This is a genomic window from Paenibacillus sp. Y280, assembly GCF_056786335.1.
This window is the reverse complement of the sequence record NZ_JBXCIW010000009.1, coordinates 152,531-170,114: the sequence shown is the minus strand read 5'-3', so window position 1 is coordinate 170,114 and position 17,584 is coordinate 152,531. Positions and strand designations below refer to the sequence as shown.

Annotated in this window: 10 protein-coding genes and 1 pseudogene; 10 read left to right on the top strand and 1 reads right to left on the bottom strand. The window is 49.4% G+C overall.

Annotated elements, in window-relative coordinates; translation table 11 throughout:
* The 3 genes and pseudogenes from AC1TPC_RS14330 to AC1TPC_RS14320 all read left to right on the top strand — a co-directional run.
* Window positions 1–2,050: immunoglobulin-like domain-containing protein (locus tag AC1TPC_RS14330; protein ID WP_482067502.1), on the top strand; the 2,050-nt coding region annotated here is incomplete at its 5' end.
* Between the two features lie 74 nt (window positions 2,051–2,124).
* A complete protein-coding gene (locus AC1TPC_RS14325; RefSeq protein WP_482067501.1) occupies window positions 2,125–3,819 on the top strand; it encodes an S-layer homology domain-containing protein in 1,695 nt (564 codons plus the stop codon).
* A gap of 145 nt (window positions 3,820–3,964) precedes the next feature.
* Window positions 3,965–4,264, top strand: a pseudogene (locus tag AC1TPC_RS14320) (ABC transporter permease); the annotation flags it as partial.
* A gap of 25 nt (window positions 4,265–4,289) precedes the next feature.
* Here AC1TPC_RS14320 and AC1TPC_RS14315 read toward each other — a convergent pair.
* Window positions 4,290–5,153, bottom strand: a complete 864-nt coding sequence (locus tag AC1TPC_RS14315) for a helix-turn-helix domain-containing protein (RefSeq protein ID WP_482067500.1) — start codon at window positions 5,151–5,153, stop codon at window positions 4,290–4,292.
* Between the two features lie 161 nt (window positions 5,154–5,314).
* Between AC1TPC_RS14315 and AC1TPC_RS14310 the strand changes: the two genes are divergently transcribed.
* The 7 genes from AC1TPC_RS14310 to AC1TPC_RS14280 all read left to right on the top strand — a co-directional run bounded on the left by AC1TPC_RS14310 (window position 5,315) and on the right by AC1TPC_RS14280 (window position 17,570).
* Window positions 5,315–6,343, top strand: a complete 1,029-nt coding sequence (locus AC1TPC_RS14310) for a glycoside hydrolase family protein (protein WP_482067499.1) — start codon at window positions 5,315–5,317, stop codon at window positions 6,341–6,343.
* 68 nt (window positions 6,344–6,411) lie between these two features.
* The gene (locus AC1TPC_RS14305; protein ID WP_482067532.1) at window positions 6,412–7,548 is read left to right on the top strand and encodes a glycoside hydrolase family 88 protein; all 1,137 of its coding nucleotides are present in this window, start codon (window positions 6,412–6,414) and stop codon (window positions 7,546–7,548) included.
* A gap of 55 nt (window positions 7,549–7,603) precedes the next feature.
* Window positions 7,604–9,991 (top strand): glycoside hydrolase family 2 TIM barrel-domain containing protein, encoded by a 2,388-nt coding sequence (locus AC1TPC_RS14300; protein ID WP_482067498.1) that lies wholly within the window; start codon window positions 7,604–7,606, stop codon window positions 9,989–9,991.
* A 46-nt stretch (window positions 9,992–10,037) separates the two neighbouring features.
* On the top strand, window positions 10,038–12,317 hold the full coding sequence (locus tag AC1TPC_RS14295) for a glycosyl hydrolase family 95 catalytic domain-containing protein (protein ID WP_482067497.1): 2,280 nt from the start codon (window positions 10,038–10,040) through the stop codon (window positions 12,315–12,317).
* Between the two features lie 33 nt (window positions 12,318–12,350).
* Window positions 12,351–13,460: an alginate lyase family protein gene (locus AC1TPC_RS14290; protein ID WP_482067531.1), complete on the top strand. Its 1,110-nt coding sequence runs from the start codon at window positions 12,351–12,353 to the stop codon at window positions 13,458–13,460.
* A gap of 760 nt (window positions 13,461–14,220) precedes the next feature.
* Complete coding sequence (locus AC1TPC_RS14285) at window positions 14,221–15,495, top strand: cache domain-containing protein (RefSeq protein ID WP_482067496.1); 1,275 nt, start codon at window positions 14,221–14,223, stop codon at window positions 15,493–15,495.
* Window positions 15,496–16,079: 584 nt separating this feature from the next.
* Entirely contained in the window at window positions 16,080–17,570 is a 1,491-nt protein-coding gene (locus tag AC1TPC_RS14280) for a discoidin domain-containing protein (RefSeq protein WP_482067495.1), read from the top strand.
* Window positions 17,571–17,584: the final 14 nt, after the last annotated feature.

Genomic DNA, 17,584 nt, shown 5'->3' with positions numbered 1-17,584 from the left:
TACGACGTTCAACGACGTGGAAACCGTAGCGGCTGACAAAGCGGCACTGGCTATCGGATATGGCGGAGTCGATAAAGCCGTCAGTGTAACGGAGAACTTGACATTGCCGACGACAGGTGCGAATGGGGCGAATATTTCATGGTCGTCCAGCAATACGGATGTCGTTGAAACGAACGGAACTGTGAAACGTCCGGCGAAGACATCCAGCGATGCCATCGTGACGCTCACAGCTACGATCACGAAGAACGGCGTGCAGGATACAAAAACATTCAATGTAAATGTGCTTAAGCATACGGCTTTCAACAACGCGGAGTCCGTAGCGGCAGACAAAGCGGCACTCGGAATCATCTATGGTGGTACCGATAAAGCCGTCAGCGTAACGCAGGACTTGACATTGCCGACATCGGGAGCAAATGGAGCGATTATTACATGGTCGTCCAGCAGCCCGCTCGTCGTAACCACGAACGGAAAAGTGACGCGTCCGGCGAAGACATCCAGCGATGCCATCGTGACACTGACTGCAACGATTACGAAGAACGGTGTGCAGGAAACGAAATCATTTGACGTGACGGTCATAAAAGATACGGCGTTTACCAATGCGGAGTCCGTAGCGGCAGACAAAGCAGAACTCGGTATCGGTTATGGCGGCAGCGATAAAGCCGTCAGCGTTACTCAGAACTTGACATTGCCGACAACGGGAGCAAATGGAGCGATTATCTCATGGTCGTCCAGCAACACGGTTATCGTTGGCACGGACGGAAAAGTGACACGTCCGGCGAAGACATCCAGCGATGCCATCGTGACGCTGACAGCTACGATTACGAAGAACGGCCAGCAAGATACGAAAACATTCAATATTAATGTGCTTAAGCTAACGTCGTTCAACGACGCGGAATCCGTAGCAGCTGACAAAGCGGAACTGGGTATCGGTTATGGCGGCAGCGATAAAGCCGTCAGCGTAACGCAGGACTTGACATTGACGACAACGGGAGCAAATGGAGCGATTATTACATGGTCGTCTAACAGCCTGCTCGTCGTGGCCACGAACGGAAAAGTGACACGCCCGGCGAAGACATCCAGCGATGCTATCGTGACGCTGACAGCTACAATTACGAAGAACGGTGCACAGGTTACGAAAACATTTGACGTAACGGTTATTAAAGAAACATTGTTTAACGATGCGGAATCCGTAGCAGCTGATAAAGCGGCGCTTGGCATTGTATACTCAGGCGTTGATACGGCAACTACCGTGACGCACAATCTGACGCTCCCATTAACGGGAACGAATGGTACAACGATCACTTGGTCGTCTGGCAACACAGTCGTTATTACAGCAAACGGAACCGTGAATCGTCCGGCTAATGCTGTCGGTGACACTTCCGTTACCTTAACGGCTACCATTACGAAGAACGGTACTACGGAACAGAGAACATTTAATTTGATCGTACTGAAGAACGTTCTAACGTCGGCTCCAGTCCTTTCGGACATCACGGTCACAAACAACGTAACGGGACAAGATTCGATACTTGTGAGCAATCTCCAAGCTGGGGATACCGTGAAAGTTTACAGTTCTACGGGTGAATTGCTCAAAACGGATACGGTAGCAAGCGGCGCAACATCGGCCAGCCTGCAGATAGCGCAGCTTGGCGCTGCGGCTGGAACTGTGAAAATTACAGTAACCCGCGCCGGCTTTGAGGAAAGCACCAAGGTCACTGCAGCATTTGCAGCAGAAAATGCCAAGCCGTACGTTATTTCCGGTACTGGACTGGATACGAAAAATGGTATTGAAGCCAAGGTGACTGTAACACCAACCGAAGGACTAACGTATTCCGGTACCAAATACGTCATTTTCGAACTTATGAATGATGGTACGCCTGTAAGCATCATAGCGTTAGAGTATGATGGCAAATCAGCTTCAACCTTGACCGCACAATTCAATACCAAATTTACCGACAAGCATACGGTTAATGTACTGATTATGGATCAAATTAACACTGCCACAGATAATGTCGGTACACCGCTGGCCGACAAAATCGTTTTAAGCAAGTAAAAGTCAATCATTTTGAGATGCAGCCAAGCTTTGGGATAACCAAGTTTGGCTGCATAACATAGGAGTGAAATAAAGTGAATAAGAAATGGCTTGCCCTGATTATCATTGCCGCAATATTGATGGGCAACTTTGCCGTGGTGAGCTCCGTACAAGCCGCTGCTGCCCAAGTGACGGTTAGCAGCATTGCTTCAGTTAACCCGGGTCAAGAAATCACGATTAGCGGTACTGCTCTTTATCCTGAAGTCGTCGTAAAAGTAATTGACGTTACGAAGAACGTAGTTGAATTTATCGATACGGTACAGGTGACGAATGGTACCTACTCCGTCAAATTCAAAATTTCGTCCGATGCATCCGCCGGTAAACACCATGTAGTTGTAGGTATCGGTTCAAACGTTGCCAATCAGAATTTCGATGTTACAATCGTTTCGACGGCGCCCGGCGGTCCTGGTCCTAATCCTGGCCCAGTTCCGGGTCCTGTTGTAGTCGTGCCAACACCTGGTACGTCTTCACCAAACCAAATCAATGCTCCTGCTGATGTTACCAAGATCGAGCAGGTGACTGTAGATGGTAAAACGGTTGTTAAGGCGCAAGTGGACGAAAAGAAGCTGTCCGATTTTATCAACAAAGACGTAGCAGCGTCTTCGGCTGAGAAGCAAACAGTCGTAGTGGACGTTGCCGGTAACGGGCAGCAAGTGGAAGTAAGTTTGACGCTAGGAATGTTTCAATCATTGAAGGATAAGGCAAGCAACGCTTCCATTCAATTCAATACACAGGTTGGCCAAATATCTTTTCCAGTTCAAACATTGACAGAAAAGGCTGCCGAACTCAATTTGAAGAGTGATTATACGATTAAAATCATTATTTCTACGCCAGATGAAAAAACGACGCAAGGCATCAATGACATTTTTGCCAAATCGGGCGCACAATCGTTAGCTGCTCCAGTTGATTTTATAATTGTGGCGGATTCGGAAGGCAAGGAAGTGGAGCTGAACCAATTCAGCTCGTATACGGAGCATATATTGACGATACCTCAAGCGTCAGGGGATGACTTCAGTCATTATTCGGGTGTTTATTTCGATCCTGTGACGAATCAATTCTATCCGCTGCCAACGCTGTTCACAACGAATTCGAATGGTGAAGTATTGTCGAGTATTCTTCGTAAAGGAAACTCGCTCTATTCCGTTGTGAAAAATGTGAAAACATTCAGCGATGTGGTCGACACTTATGCACAGAAACCAGTGGAGACGCTAGCTTCCAAGTTCTTTATCTCCGGTTTTCCAGATGGAAAATTCCGTCCGAATCAAAAAGTTACTCGCGCAGAGTTTACGGCTATGATTTCTCGTGCTTTGGGTGCTCTGCCTGAAACGGCGGGCAATCAAACGTTTAAAGATGTGCCGAAGAGCAGCTGGTATGCCGGCGTTGTCTCTACAGCTGTCAAAGCGGGGCTTGTCAGCGGGTACAAGGATAATACATTCCGTCCGGATCAACAGATCACGCGGCAGGAAATGGTTGTTATGATGTACAACGCTATGAAGCATGCAGGATATGTGAACAGCATGGCGGCAAGTGACAAAGATCAGCTGTTGAATTCGTTTAAGGACCGCGCATCTATTGCCACTTGGGCAAAGGATGCTACAGCCATTGCGATTCAGGAGAAAATCGTCAACGGGCTTGAGGGCAATGCGTTTGCCCCTTTGAAATCAGCAGATCGAGCGCAATCCGCCACCATTGTTTATCGCATGATGCAAACTCTTAAATTCATTAATTAAAGCCAAAAGGTTCCACCAACTAAGAAAGTCCACGATTAAGCTCGTGGACTTTTTTATTGGAGGCGAGCCCCTGGTGTTCAGTCTGAACAGATGCAAGGAAAATATTTTAGACCTCAATTTACTAATCAACGGGTACCTCAATTACTTCATTATAAGCTTTTTCGGCGTGATTGCGCGTACGGCTTCAAGCGTGCAGGGTATATCGATGCTTGTGCTGTTTCCACTTACGTTTCTGTCCAACGCCTTCGTGCCGGTTGATACGATGCCGAACTGGCTTCAATGGTTCGTGAACGTCAATCCGATCTCGCATCTCGTCACTGCCGTCCGAGAACTTGCCAACACAGGAACCGTAGGCTGGGATCTTGGTATCTCGCTCATCGGAGCTGCTGTCATTGTGGCGGTCTTTGCACCTATTACGGTGCGCGCCTATATGCGCCGGACATAGTGTTGTTAAAGATTTACAGCTATCTTCAATTTACTGAATGCCTGTAGCGATTCGGACTTAAGCCAACATGCTTTTTGAATAAATTGCAGAAGTAGGAGCTGTTCGTCAGTCCGATCGCTTGTCCCACTTCTTGAATGGATAGGTCGCTCATCTTGAGCAGCCAGCAGGCTTGGCGGATGCGGCGGGCGGTCAAATATTCGGTAATGCTCGTGCCCGCTTTTTGCCGGAAGGCTGCTGATACATGATTGGGAGTCAAATGGATGTCATCGGCGAGCTGTTTCAGATCAAACTCATCCATATAATGCTGCTCAACCCAGCTCATCACCCGCTCAGCTATGGAGGAACTCCGCAGCTGCAGCGGGTCTTTGCGCTGCTGCGGGGCTTCGAATGGCTTTAGCTGATGCAGCAGAGAAATGAGAAAGAGCATTTCCTCCTCCAGTTGAAGCTCCGGCTGCGTATTCGCGATGCGGTCGCGATAGCGCTCGAACATGCTAAGGAAAGCTTCTTGCGGCAAGCCTTCAAATACTTGCGCTTGCTCCAGAGGCTCCTTCCATAGCCGGTGGAAAAACGAGCGCAGTGAAGCGAAAGGAGTAAGATACTCGTCAAGCTTGGACGGCTCGAAGACGAATAACGATCGGATATAGCGGGATCCCGGCCCGAGCTTCAATTGTATGCGATGCAGCTGGAAGGGACGGAAGAAGAAGAGGCAGCCTGGTGCCAGCTTGACGATCTGCTGATTGACGATAACTTGGCTGTTCCCCTCATGTACATATAACAGCTCCATCCCTTGATGGGCATGGTAGACTTCAACGAATTCATCGGTTCGATCCTTGAGAAAAGAGAGCTGGACAGGGTGGCTGTACAAATTCATATAATTTAAAATTCTCATCTCAAACGCTCCCGTATTAAATCGTAATATAGCAACATTTTATCATAAGAGCGCAAAACTAGGGTTGATCATTTTTTGCTACTATGGAAGAAAGCAATTGAGCTTTGGCGAGAGAAAACTCCGGAAAACTACGGAAAACGAATAGAAGGGAGGCTGCGGCAATGACAAAAGGTATTTTCGAGAGATTAATGCCTGCTCCGAAAAATGGGGGTTTCCGCATGGAAGGCTATTGGGTATGGTGCGGTACGGTCACTAAAGGCGAGGACGGCCGATTCCATATGTTTGCATCCCGCTGGCCGAAAACGCTTCCAATGCATCCGGGATGGCTGGTCGCATCCGAGGTTGTAAGAGCTGTTGCGGATCAACCTGAGGGACCTTATGAATTTCAGGAGATCGTACTGCCGGCCAGAGGGGCCGAGTATTGGGACGGTCGAATGACGCATAATCCGCATATTGTCAAACATGGCGACACTTATATTTTGTTCTATACGGGGTCTACCAACCCTCTCCCTGATGCTGAGCCAGGGCAGCCGCTTGGTCTTAACGATCCACTAATAATCGCCTCACGGGCAGGTAAACGAGTAGGGATTGCGGTCTCCAAGAGCATCTTCGGTCCATGGGTTCGCAGGGATGAACCGATTCTGGATACTAGGCCCGGGAAGTTCGACAGCTTCCTGACATCCAATCCAGCGCCCTGTATTCATGAGGACGGCTCCGTTCTGTTGATCTATAAAGCAAGGCGGTACAATGGCAACGTCCATGGCATGATGACGATCGGAGCGGCATGGGCTGATCACTACGAGGCCCCGTTCCGCATACTGAGCGAGGACCCGGTATTTCCGCCTTCACAGTTTCATTTGGAGGACCCCTTCATCTGGAAAACGGAGGCAGGATACGAGCTCATTGCCAAGGATATGGATGGGCATGTATGCGGCGAGCGTCATGCGGGAATCCATGCCTTTTCAAGCGATGGCCTTCATTGGGATCTCGGCAGCGCGCCCAAAGCCTACTCGCGGACGGTAGACTTCGATGACGGCTCCCGCATCGTAATGGGCAATTTGGAGAGACCCTTCTTGCTCTTTCAGGAGGGCAAGCCAACGCATCTGTTTGCAGCTACAGCAGACGGACCAGGCGGTTTTCAAAACGCCAGCCATACATGGAACATGGTGATCCCCATATCGCCGGAGTAATGGGTGCACTGAAATGATGGGAAAAAAATGATCGTAAAATATAGCGAGGAGATGAAGGAATGGTAAATATGTTAGCGCAGAACGGCCGTATACAGCAGGAGGAGCTTCAATCGCTTTGGGAATTGCTGCAGCAAAAGGTTGATCGGATGATCGGGCAGCTTGGGGACAAGTCGCCGCATGTTGCGCCTCACGAGACCGGCATCTATGACGATATGCGACTCGATTGGTGGACGGCAGGATTTTGGCCGGGCATGCTTTGGATCATGCATGACATGACCGGAAAGGAGCATTACAAGGAAGCGGCTTGGGAGTGGGATAGCAGATTTGAACGTAAAATGATAGAGGACAACAACTTCCACCACGACGTCGGATTTCAGTTTCTTCCTTCGGCGATCATGAAATACAAGGTTACTGGTGATCAGGACGGCAGACGCCGCGGTTTGGCTGCAGCTAATTTCCTGGCTGGCCGCTTTAATATGGCAGGGGGCTTCTTGCGCGCATGGAACCAAGACAAGACGGGCTGGTCGATCATCGATTCGGCAATGAACCTGACTATCTTATTCTGGGCGGCCGAGGAGCTTGGTGATCCGCGTTTTTCCCATATTGGCAAAGCTCATGCCGATACGATTATAAAGCATTTTATCCGCGAGGACGGGTCCGTTAATCATATCGTGAGCTTTGATCCAACCTCAGGCGAAGTCATAGAATCGCTAGGCGGACAAGGCGCGGGGCCAAACTCTGCTTGGAGCCGGGGAGCCGCTTGGGCGCTGCACGGCTTGGCGAATGTATATCGCTATACGGGCGATAAAACTTATCTATATGCGTCGCAGCGGGTCGCGCATTATTTTATGGCGATGCTTCCAGCCGACAGCATCCCGCATTGGGACTTCCGCGCAGCAAATTCGCTGGACGAGGAACCGCGCGATACTTCTGCTGCTGCATGTGCAGCCTCGGGGTTAATCGAGCTGGCGGAGTCGCTCCCCGAAATTCAAGGCCGTCCATATCGCGAAGCGGCTGAGCGTATTTTGCATTCGCTAACTCAGAGCTATGGCACTTGGGATCGTCCTGAACATGAGGCCATTCTGCTGTGCGGAACGGGGAACAAACCAGCAAATTCCAACATCAACGTCTCTCTTATCTACGGAGACTATTACTATATTGAGGCTGTTGCCAAGCTGATGGGCTGGAAGCGCCGTATTTTTTAACATCTGGATCGCAAAGTGTTGAGTTAAGCAATCAAGATAAACATAGAGGTGAATCATGAAAACATTGAAACTTTCTAAAGGCTGGGAGCATTATCGCGGATGCCTGGGCGGTGTCTGGGAGGCTTGGAGGGAAGATAAGCTGAAGCAGACGCTGTATCATCTTCCTTGGGAAACCGTTAGTCTTCCGCATTGCTTTAACGAAGCTGACGCAGTAGATCCCGATGTTAAATATTATCAGGGGCAGGGCTGGTACCGTACAAGACTTGATGTGAGCAACCCTTACCCGGAAGGGAGGACGCTGCTGCGGTTCGAAGGCGCTGGACAAAACTCGGCCGTCTATGTCGGCACGGAGGAAGTCGGCAAGCATACCGGCGGATATGATGAATTTAGGATAGATATTACTGAGGCAGCAGAACGGGCAAACAGCAAACCTTATTACAACGGGCGAGTGCCGATCGCGGTGATGACCGACAACAGTCGGGATCTTCAGACGATCCCGTCAGACATTAGCGATTTCAATCTGTACGGGGGCTTGTACCGCCATGTGCATCTCGAATATGTGCCGTCCTTATCGCTGGACCGCGTTCATGTATCGGTAGTGACGGATTCCGGCGATAGGGCCTCGGTGCGGATAAAGACAAGGCTCTACAACCCGCTGCGAAAGCAGTCGCCGGTTAATCTGACAGGAGTGGTTCGCGATCCTTCGGGAAAAGAGGCGGGACGGTTCGCGATTGAAGTTTCACCATGGGAGGGCATGCAGGAAATGGCCTCGTTTGAGCTTCGCTTCCCTTCCTTATGGAGTCCCGAGCATCCATCCCTCTATACTTGCGAGGTTAGGCTTGAGAGTGTTCATGGTATTGATGAAGCTGTTGAAAGGTTTGGCGTCCGGTTCTACGAATTTGTAGAGAAAGGACCTTTCCTGCTGAATGGAACGAGGCTGCTCATTCGAGGAACGCATCGACATGACGATCATGCCGGCGTTGCCGCTGCTATGACAGATGAGATGATCCGATCCGAGCTTGCGCTGATCAAGGATATGGGCGTCAACTTCCTCCGGCTCGGCCACTATCAGCAGTCGAAGCTGGTGCTGGATTTGTGTGACGAGTTAGGCATTCTCGTGTGGGAAGAAATTCCTTGGTGCAGAGGCGGATTAGGAAATGACGGCTACAAGCGTCAGTGCCGCGATATGCTGGGGGCGATGATCGAGCAGCATTACAATCATCCGTCGGTTATCATTTGGGGACTCGGCAACGAGAACGATTGGGAAGGCGACTTCGTCTATTTCGATCAGGAGCAAATCCGAGCATTCATGAAGGAGCTGCATGACCTTGCCCACGAGCAAGACCCTTACCGGGTAACGGGCATTAGGCGCTGCGAGTTTTGCAAGGATATCATTGATGTTTATTCGCCGTCGATTTGGGCTGGCTGGTATAGGGGCATTTATCCCAAGTACGAGGATTACAGCCGTCACGGCTTCGAGCATACAAGCAGGTTCATCCACATGGAATGGGGAGCTGACGCAATGGCGGGCAGGCATACTGAGCACCCCTATACCGGATTCCAAAATATTACGGCGGAGGCGACCGCAGAGGAGCGCGATGGCGACTTCCTGATGTCCGGAGGAGATCCGCGCGTGTCGGCAGACGGTGACTGGTCTGAGACTTACTTTTGCGACTTGATCGATTGGCATTTGAAAACGCAGGAGAAGATGGAATGGCTGACAGGCACGGCGCAATGGGTATTCAAAGATTTTTCAACGCCGCTCAGGCCGGATAATCCTGTACCATATGTCAACCAAAAAGGCGTCGTCGAGCGTGATTTGACGAAGAAAGAGGCGTACTATGTGTTCCAATCCTACTGGAGCGAAAAGCCGATGGTACGTATTTACGGTCATTCGTGGTCAACCAGATGGGGAGGAGTGGGTGAGAATAAGAAGGTTCGTATCTACTCTAATTGCCAAGCAGCAGAGCTTTTTGTAAATGGCGAGAGCTGCGGCAGGAAAAATCGACATTCTCAAAGCTTTCCTTGCGCGGGTTTAAGCTGGGACATTGCGTTCCAAAAAGGCATCAATACACTGCATGTCATAGCCGAAAAGGACGGCGTTACGGTCTCGGATCAATTGCAATTCGATTACGTGACGGAGTCTTGGTCGGAGCCATCTTGCTTGCGGTTGACAGCAAAGAAGCTGCCGCAAGGAACAGTACTCCTAGAGGTCGAAGCAATCGACAGTGAAGGTCGGTTTTGTCCCGACGCTGCTAACTTTATCCGGTTCTCGCTGGCCGGTGAAGGCAGGCTGATCGATAATCTCGGAACGGCCCGCGGCAGCCGATTCGTCCAGCTGGCAAATGGAAGGGCTTCCATTCAGGTGGAATATCCGGAAGGCGGCATTACGTCTGTATGCGCCGTATCGGAAGGCTTAAAAGGCGCGGGCCTAGTATTGTAAGATGCCCTGGCAAGCGTCGCCCGAACGTAAAAAAGGAGTGGAATATATGATCGATACGAGGCTGGATTGGTCATCCTTCTTAGGCAGGCACGACCTGACTTGGTCGGTTAAGCCCGTTTCCTGGGATCAAGGCGCCTTTATCGGAAACGGCTGGCTTGGCGCTATGGTTTACGGCGAGGAACATCGTTTGAAGCGTAATGTTCTGCGATTTGTGCTAGGGCGAACCGATGTGACGGCAAGACGTCCCGATGGAGGATTTTCTCCCCGTGTGCCGATTGGCGAATTGCATTTGGAGCTGGCAGGCTGGATCTATCAGCCGACCAGCATGCGGCTCCATTTATGGGATGCGGAGCTCAAGGCGGAAATAACGACGACTGCTGGAACGGTCAAGCTAAGAGCATTCGCGCATAGCCGCGAAATGGTCATGGCGGTGGAGCTGGAGACTTCGGCAGGTGAAGACAGCGCAGCTTTCCGGTGGTATCCCTATTCGGAGGTTGATCCGATTCTGCACAATGCGGACGGCCGCAATCTGAATCAATATATTCCTGAAGAGGAGGTTACAAGGTCTGTCAGGAATGGAATCGAAATAGCCCTTACCGCGTTCAAGCCTGGCGAAACAGGAGGCTGCGCGACAGCCTGGGCCGAGAATGAGTTGGAGGGAGCTTCCACGGGATTTGATAGACGGCGCATCCTTTATTTGTCGGTCATGAACGGCGCTGATGAAGCCTCGGCGGAGCAAGCAGCGGAAGCGGTAATTGGGGCACGTCGGCAGCCATGGGATGCATGGACTGAGCTGCATCGCAGCTGGTGGCATGCGTATTATCCGCAAAGCTTCCTCTCGATTCCCGACACGCAGCTGGAAGGCTTCTATTGGATTCAAATGTATAAGCTCGCATCGGCGACAAGGTCAGACGGCATGATTATCGACAATCAGGGGCCTTGGCTTACTTCATCGCCTTGGCCTGGCGTTTGGTTCAACATGAACGTGCAGATGTCTTACTCTCCCGTGTATGCTTCTAATCGGCTGGAGCTTGGCTTGTCGCTGGTGAATGCGCTCCGAGCGCAATTCGATCAATTGATCTCGAATGTACCTGAGGAGTACCGACAGGATTCGGCGGGTCTCGGACGGAGCTGCAGCTACGATCTTGTTAGCCCCGTCGATGACGAGAAGGGGAATCTGCTGTGGGTATGCCATAATCTGTGGCGCCAATACCGATATTCCATGGATTCAGAGTTGCTGAAGGAATTGTTGTATCCGCTGCTGCGGCGGGCTGCACGCTTCCATATGCAATTGCTGGCGGAAGGAGAAGACGGACTGTTGCATTTGCCGCCGACTATTTCGCCGGAATACGGATCATTCCTGCAGTTGACGGTGCCGGACGCTCATTATGATCTTGCACTGCTCGAATGGGGAATCCGCACGCTGCTGCGCGTCAGCGAACCGACGGAGCATGACGGGATTGAAGCAACAGCGGAGCTCGACGCTGAGCGGCGGGAATGGACGGAAACGCTTGAGCGTCTTGCTCCTCTTCCCGTGGACGAGACCGGTTACATGATCGGCCGGGGACAGCCTCTAGCTTTCGGGCATCGGCATTTCAGCCATTTGATGGCCGCTTTTCCATTGCATACAGCGAATATGGAGTCGGAGGAAGAGAGGGCGCTAATTCAGCGTTCGCTTCGCCACTGGTTTTCGAGGGAAGGAGACTTGCGCGGCTTTACGTTCACGGGAGCGTCTTCCATTGCGGCAACAATCGGTCTTGGCGACGAAGCGCACGCTTACCTGAAGTCGCTGCTCCATATATTGAAACCAAACACGATGTACAAGGAGGCAGGTCCGGTTATCGAGTCGCCGCTTGCGGGAGCGGAGGCTGTACATGATATGCTGCTGCAGAGCTGGGAGGAATGGATTCGTGTTTTTCCCGCGCTGCCTAGCGCTTGGAAGGAAGCAGCCTTCCATGACCTGCGTGCGGAGGGGGCTTTCCTTGTCAGCGCAGTACGCTCGCGCGGAGAGACGTCGTGGATTCGCGTTAAAAGCTTGGCCGGAATGCCTTGTCGTCTAGTGACTGATATGGCTGACAGTGTAACTGTAACGGCAAGCGGTGGAGCGAAGGCGATTCCGCTAGGAAACGGGAGATTTGAACTGGTGCTGGCTGAAGGAGAAGAGATTCTAATGTCTGGAGAGGACGGCGTGGGCAATCCGGATTTGGAAAACGGAGGCAGTTTGCCAAAGATTCGCCCTGTAGCGGCAGAGCCGCATTTATGCGGGTACTTCGGAGGCTTCAAGCCGTGGAGGCTGTACGGAATCCCAATCTGGACTGCCGATTAAACTAGCGAAAGGAGCTTGAACAAGGTGCTGACGATGGATAAGCTTTGTGATTGGCGAACGGATCCGCAAGAAGTGATGGCGAAGGCTGACCGCTCGCTGGAAGCGCCATTGATCGGCATTGCGGAATGCCGATCAGTGCTAAGTCCAGGCGGTAAGCACGATTATTATTCCAATGGCGATTATTGGTGGCCAAATCCGGATACGCCAAGCGCGTTGCCATACGTCCGAAGGGATGGCGAATCGTACCCAGGGGCATTCACCGCGCATCGGGAAGCGCTCCGCGAAATGCGGACGCATACGGCCAATCTTGCGGCGGGCTACGCGGTTTCTGGTGGTCGTATTTACGCGGACAAGGCTGCTGCGCTTCTTCGCCATTTTTTCCTGAATGCATCGACCCGCATGAATCCGCATCTCCGATATGCCCAGGCGATTCCAGGCGTTTGCTCGGGGCGTGGCTTCGGCATCATTGATACGCTTCATTTAATCGATATCCCTGCTGCGGCGAAAGTGATTGAAGCGGCAGGGGCACTCTCAGAACGTGAAGGCTCATTGCTGAGAAGCTGGTTTGCGGATTATCTCGAATGGATGCTGACGCATCCTTACGGTCTGGAAGAACGAGATTCATCGAACAACCATGCGGTATGCTGGACCGTGCAAGCGGCCGCATTCGCATCGTATACGGGCAATGCTGCCGTGATGGCCATGTGCAGGGAGCGTTACAAACATATTTTGCTGCCCTCGCAAATGGCAGCAGACGGCAGCTTCCCGCTCGAGCTTGCGCGCACGAAGCCCTACGGCTATTCGATCTTTGTACTCGACAATATGGCAACGCTTTGTCAATTGCTGTCCACGCCGCATGATGATTTATGGCGTTTCCATCTTCCGGATGGGAGGGGAATTCGGCTCGGGCTCGATTATTTGTATCCTTATCTTGCGAATAAGCCGAGTTGGGCGTTCCCGCCAGACATCGAGCATTTCGACAGTTGGCCGGTACGGATGTCCTTTATGCTCTATGCGGGACTTGCATTTCAAGATGATCGTTATTTGGATTTATGGCTAACCCTGGCCCCTGATTCCCCAGTTCCGGAAATCCGTCGGAACATGGCGCTCCGACAACCTCTGCTCTGGTTAATGCACTTCTGAGCGATGTATCGATTTATATCGGGAGCAACGATTGCTGACGGCGATATGACCGGAACAATCCGACCTCTGCCGAACAGTTCGAGCGGCAATACCAAGATTTGCTTAGCCGAACGAAAGCGGAGCTTGATGCCAGACTTATCACAACCGGAAGAATGTTTTCTTCTTTTCAATGAATCTCAACACATGAATTTGTAAAGAGAGGACTGTAGTTCCGTTATATTAGCGTTTTGACCATTTAGGCGTAATAAGCGGACAGGAGATCCTTCCATTTAAACGAGGTTTAAATTGCTTTTTTGAAGCGATTAGTGGAACCTGAGTCCGCGAACTGCACATTAATTGTTGATTTAGAAAAAATAAAGGATTCTCTGTCCGCCGAAGTTCTCATTTACAACAACGACTCATGCCTGATTAGTTACAATCGCATGGAGGAGCAAACGAAAGGACCTCATAACCCACTGTTAGATGGGGAAGAGGTCCTTTTTTTATATGCAAAATTTAAATCTAAACGGGGGATAAAAATATCAATTGGGCTTTTGGGACAGCTCCATTTTTTCATCCCCTTTTGTTCAAACCAAGCTATTTCTCTAGCGAGTTTAGCACTTTTGGGACAGCCTCTTTTTAATGACGCCACGCTAGAGCGCTGCGGTCTTTCGAGGTCCAAGACAAGGTGCTGCAAACGGCAGGTAAAAACAGGAATTGCGTCGAATACTAAAAAATGTTACTTAAGCTTCAGCATCAGTCGGGAGGTTCAAGGATCGTTATGGGCATGATCAAGTTCCGTACGCGCAGCATTATCATTACCTGGCTAATTTCATACATATCGGTCCTGTTAGTCCCGATTATTATTAGCGGAATTATATATACGGCGACCTGGCATGTAGTAGCGTCGGAGGTTAACCGGGCCAATGAATCTCTTCTTAATCAGATGGAGCAAGCGATTGACAGCAATCTTCTGGATATTGAACGGCTAAGCACGGAAATGACGTTAAGCAATCGGCTTGCCGGTTTTCTTGACGTTGAAGCCCCTATCCAAGATCCTGATTATTATACGCTGACCGGAATTGCAAAGGACTTGCGCATTTATAAAATGGCTAACGACTACATCGAAGAGATCTATGTATATTATAAAAACAGCGATACGGTCATTTCCTCGCGGGAGCATCTGGACAGTCAAAGGCTGTTCGAAATGACGTATACCGATAGGATGGACCAAAATAGATGGTCGGCGATTTTCGGCAAACGCTATACGAATGAATATGTGCCGATCACATACAGGGAAGATGGACAAGCATCGAAGGCCGTCATGTACGCCCGCTCGCTTACTCTCGATAATTCGGAGCAGGATGGCGCCGTCTTATTGTTTATTATTAAGGATTCCAGTTTACTTGCGAATATTTCATCCAGCAACAAAGCTTTGATCGTTATACTCGATAAGGAAAACCGGTTGATCGCTTCTACCGGCAATGCATACGGCTCAGATGATTTTACGCATGAGAAATTAAAAAGCGCAAGCGGGATGTTCTATCAAGGCACAGGAAAACAAAAAATAGCCGTTTCCTATACGGTTTCTGGGGAAACGGGTTTGAAATATATATCGATCATTCCGGCCAACCTATTTGACGAGAAAATGAAGCTCGTAAAAAATTTAATCTATATCAGCCTCATTCTCAGCCTCTTCATAGGTGGAGTTTTTACTTATTTATTTTTAAAGCGGAATTACAACCCGATCAATACGCTGATTCGAAGTCTAGTCACGCGTTCGGGCATTTCCTTCGAGGCAGGCTCGAATGAGTTCGGTTATTTAAAAACGCTGCTCGATGATACTTTTGCAGAGAAAGAAAAGATTGGGGAACGTTTTGAGCGGCATCGAAATTCGATTCGCTCCCATTTTCTTCAAGGGCTGTTGAGGGGCAGCTTGATGGGAATATGCCGTTGCAGGAGTCGCTTGAGGTTCATGCGATTACGCTACGGAACCGCCGTATACCGAAACGGTACGTACGGTGTTCTGGAGATCGGCTACTCAACTAGTGGGTAGCCTCCTACCCGATTTCGTTTACGATACAGCTTATTCTGCGCTTATATTATCCAAACCAGCCTGCTATTTTGAAGAAAGCTCGGTGAATCCACCCTCATTTGTGTACTTGACTGATATAAGGAAACAAGTTCAAGGAAAATTCGCAATATTACGTAAAATATTATCGGATATTCATCTATCAATATACATAAAAGTATTATATTACAAAAAAATGAATAGCAGAGAAATTCTGTTCATTTCAATTAATTTAATGTATACTCCACTTGAAGTCATAAATTAAAGCGGTTAAACAATTAGGGGAAAGTGTAAGGGATTCAAATCGTTTTCTTAAAAAAAACGAAGGCATCACGCCCGGCAAATACCGTGAAAGCCTGTGACGAATGAGGGAAGATTTTGCACGGACAACATGTGGAGCCTCTGCATATAGGGCAGTCGTTCTAATACACCTTAGGCAAAAGACGTGCTTAACTATATTTTCAACAAAATGGGAGGGAATTATTCGGAAGGCTGGAAAAGCCGCAATACTGCAGGACGTATTTCAGATTTATCTATGTTTAGCGATTTTCATAACAATAGGAGGTAATATGATGCTTAAAAAAACAATGAATCTCATGAAATTAACTTTTGCATTTCTGCTTTGTTTTTCAATTTTCTCTGCGGTTTATCCCGGCTCAACAGCTTTAGCGGCTACCAAAACGGTTCCTGCCGGCGATGTGGCGACACTGCGCAGCTACTTATCCAGCGCTCTGCCCGGAGATATTATTGAAGTATCGGGAACGTATACCGTATCTGACAGCACCATTGTCACCTCGAAAAGCGGAACTGCAGGAAATTACATTACCATTCGGGGGACAGGAAGCGGCGCTACATTTAATTTTACGGCTTCTGGAGGTAATTCTGTCTTCTATATCAAGAACAATTATTATAAGCTGGAAAATATAACGATCAACGCCAACTCCAAATCGAACAAAGGTATACTGATCGAAGCGTCTCACGGCTATTTGACGAATGTAACCGTTAAAAATTCGCTGTCTGAAGCATTCAAAATAAGAAAGAACAGCCAGTACTGGCTGCTGACGAATTGTTCTGCACAATATGCGGGTCAAAGCGGCTCATTCGGAGAAGGCTTCTATGTAGGCGATGCGGATCAAAACTGGACGACAGCCCCTAATCCCGATCAAAGCGGCTATATTACGTTCCTCAACTGCAGCACCGTTCAAACAAAAAATGACGGTTTCGATTTTAAAGAAGGCACGCACCATATCAAGGTTATTGGCGGGAATATAGACTTCCAGAACACGGTTCCTGAGTCAACAGTAGGGAATCACGGCGTGTTTATGCGCGCCAATAACGTACAAATCATTAATACGATCGTTAAAAATAACGCAGGCACCGGTCAAGCTTACCGTACAAGCAAAATTACGGCTGATAACGGCGTCTCTTACGGAAGCAATTTGGAGTTGAAAAATGTATCGGCGAGCAATATTGCAGGCTCGATGATCCATACAAACTATTCGTCAAATAAATTATTTACGGATTATACGATGACGAGTGTTTCAGGAGGATTATACGCATCCGGCTCCAATACAGCGACTTTAACAAGTCCATCAAGTTTTGTCGAGATGACTTGGACCGGAGAGGGTGGAGATACGTACGGTACAACGCCTCCAACTGGAACCAATCTTGCTCAAGGCAAGACTGGCACGGCCAGTTCATTCGAAGGCGCTGGATTTGAAGCCGCTAAGGCTTTTGACGGAAATGCCACTACAAGATGGTCCAGCATAGAAGGCGTAGATCTTCAGTGGATCTATGTCAACCTTGGCTCTATTCAAAGCATTAATAAGGTTAAATTAAACTGGGAAGCTGCCTACGGGAAAAGCTATAAGATCCAGGTATCCACGGACAGCGGCTCACCTGTTAATTGGACTGACGTTTATTCGACGACAAGCGGGAATGGCGGCCTCGATGAGATTACGTTCTCCACAACGAATGCCAAATATGTTAGAATGTACGGCACAGCAAGAGGAACGGCATACGGTTATTCACTTTATGAATTTGCGGTGATTGCGCCGTAACATACGGCTATAAT

Coding starts and splice junctions, on each gene's coding strand:
- AC1TPC_RS14305 (WP_482067532.1), top strand. CDS start 6,412: ATGTTAGCGCAGAACGGCCGTATACAGCAGGAGGAGCTTCAATCGCTT.
- AC1TPC_RS14315 (WP_482067500.1), bottom strand. CDS start 5,153: ATGAGAATTTTAAATTATATGAATTTGTACAGCCACCCTGTCCAGCTC.
- AC1TPC_RS14295 (WP_482067497.1), top strand. CDS start 10,038: ATGATCGATACGAGGCTGGATTGGTCATCCTTCTTAGGCAGGCACGAC.
- AC1TPC_RS14280 (WP_482067495.1), top strand. CDS start 16,080: ATGATGCTTAAAAAAACAATGAATCTCATGAAATTAACTTTTGCATTT.
- AC1TPC_RS14285 (WP_482067496.1), top strand. CDS start 14,221: ATGGGCATGATCAAGTTCCGTACGCGCAGCATTATCATTACCTGGCTA.
- AC1TPC_RS14310 (WP_482067499.1), top strand. CDS start 5,315: ATGACAAAAGGTATTTTCGAGAGATTAATGCCTGCTCCGAAAAATGGG.
- AC1TPC_RS14300 (WP_482067498.1), top strand. CDS start 7,604: ATGAAAACATTGAAACTTTCTAAAGGCTGGGAGCATTATCGCGGATGC.
- AC1TPC_RS14290 (WP_482067531.1), top strand. CDS start 12,351: ATGGATAAGCTTTGTGATTGGCGAACGGATCCGCAAGAAGTGATGGCG.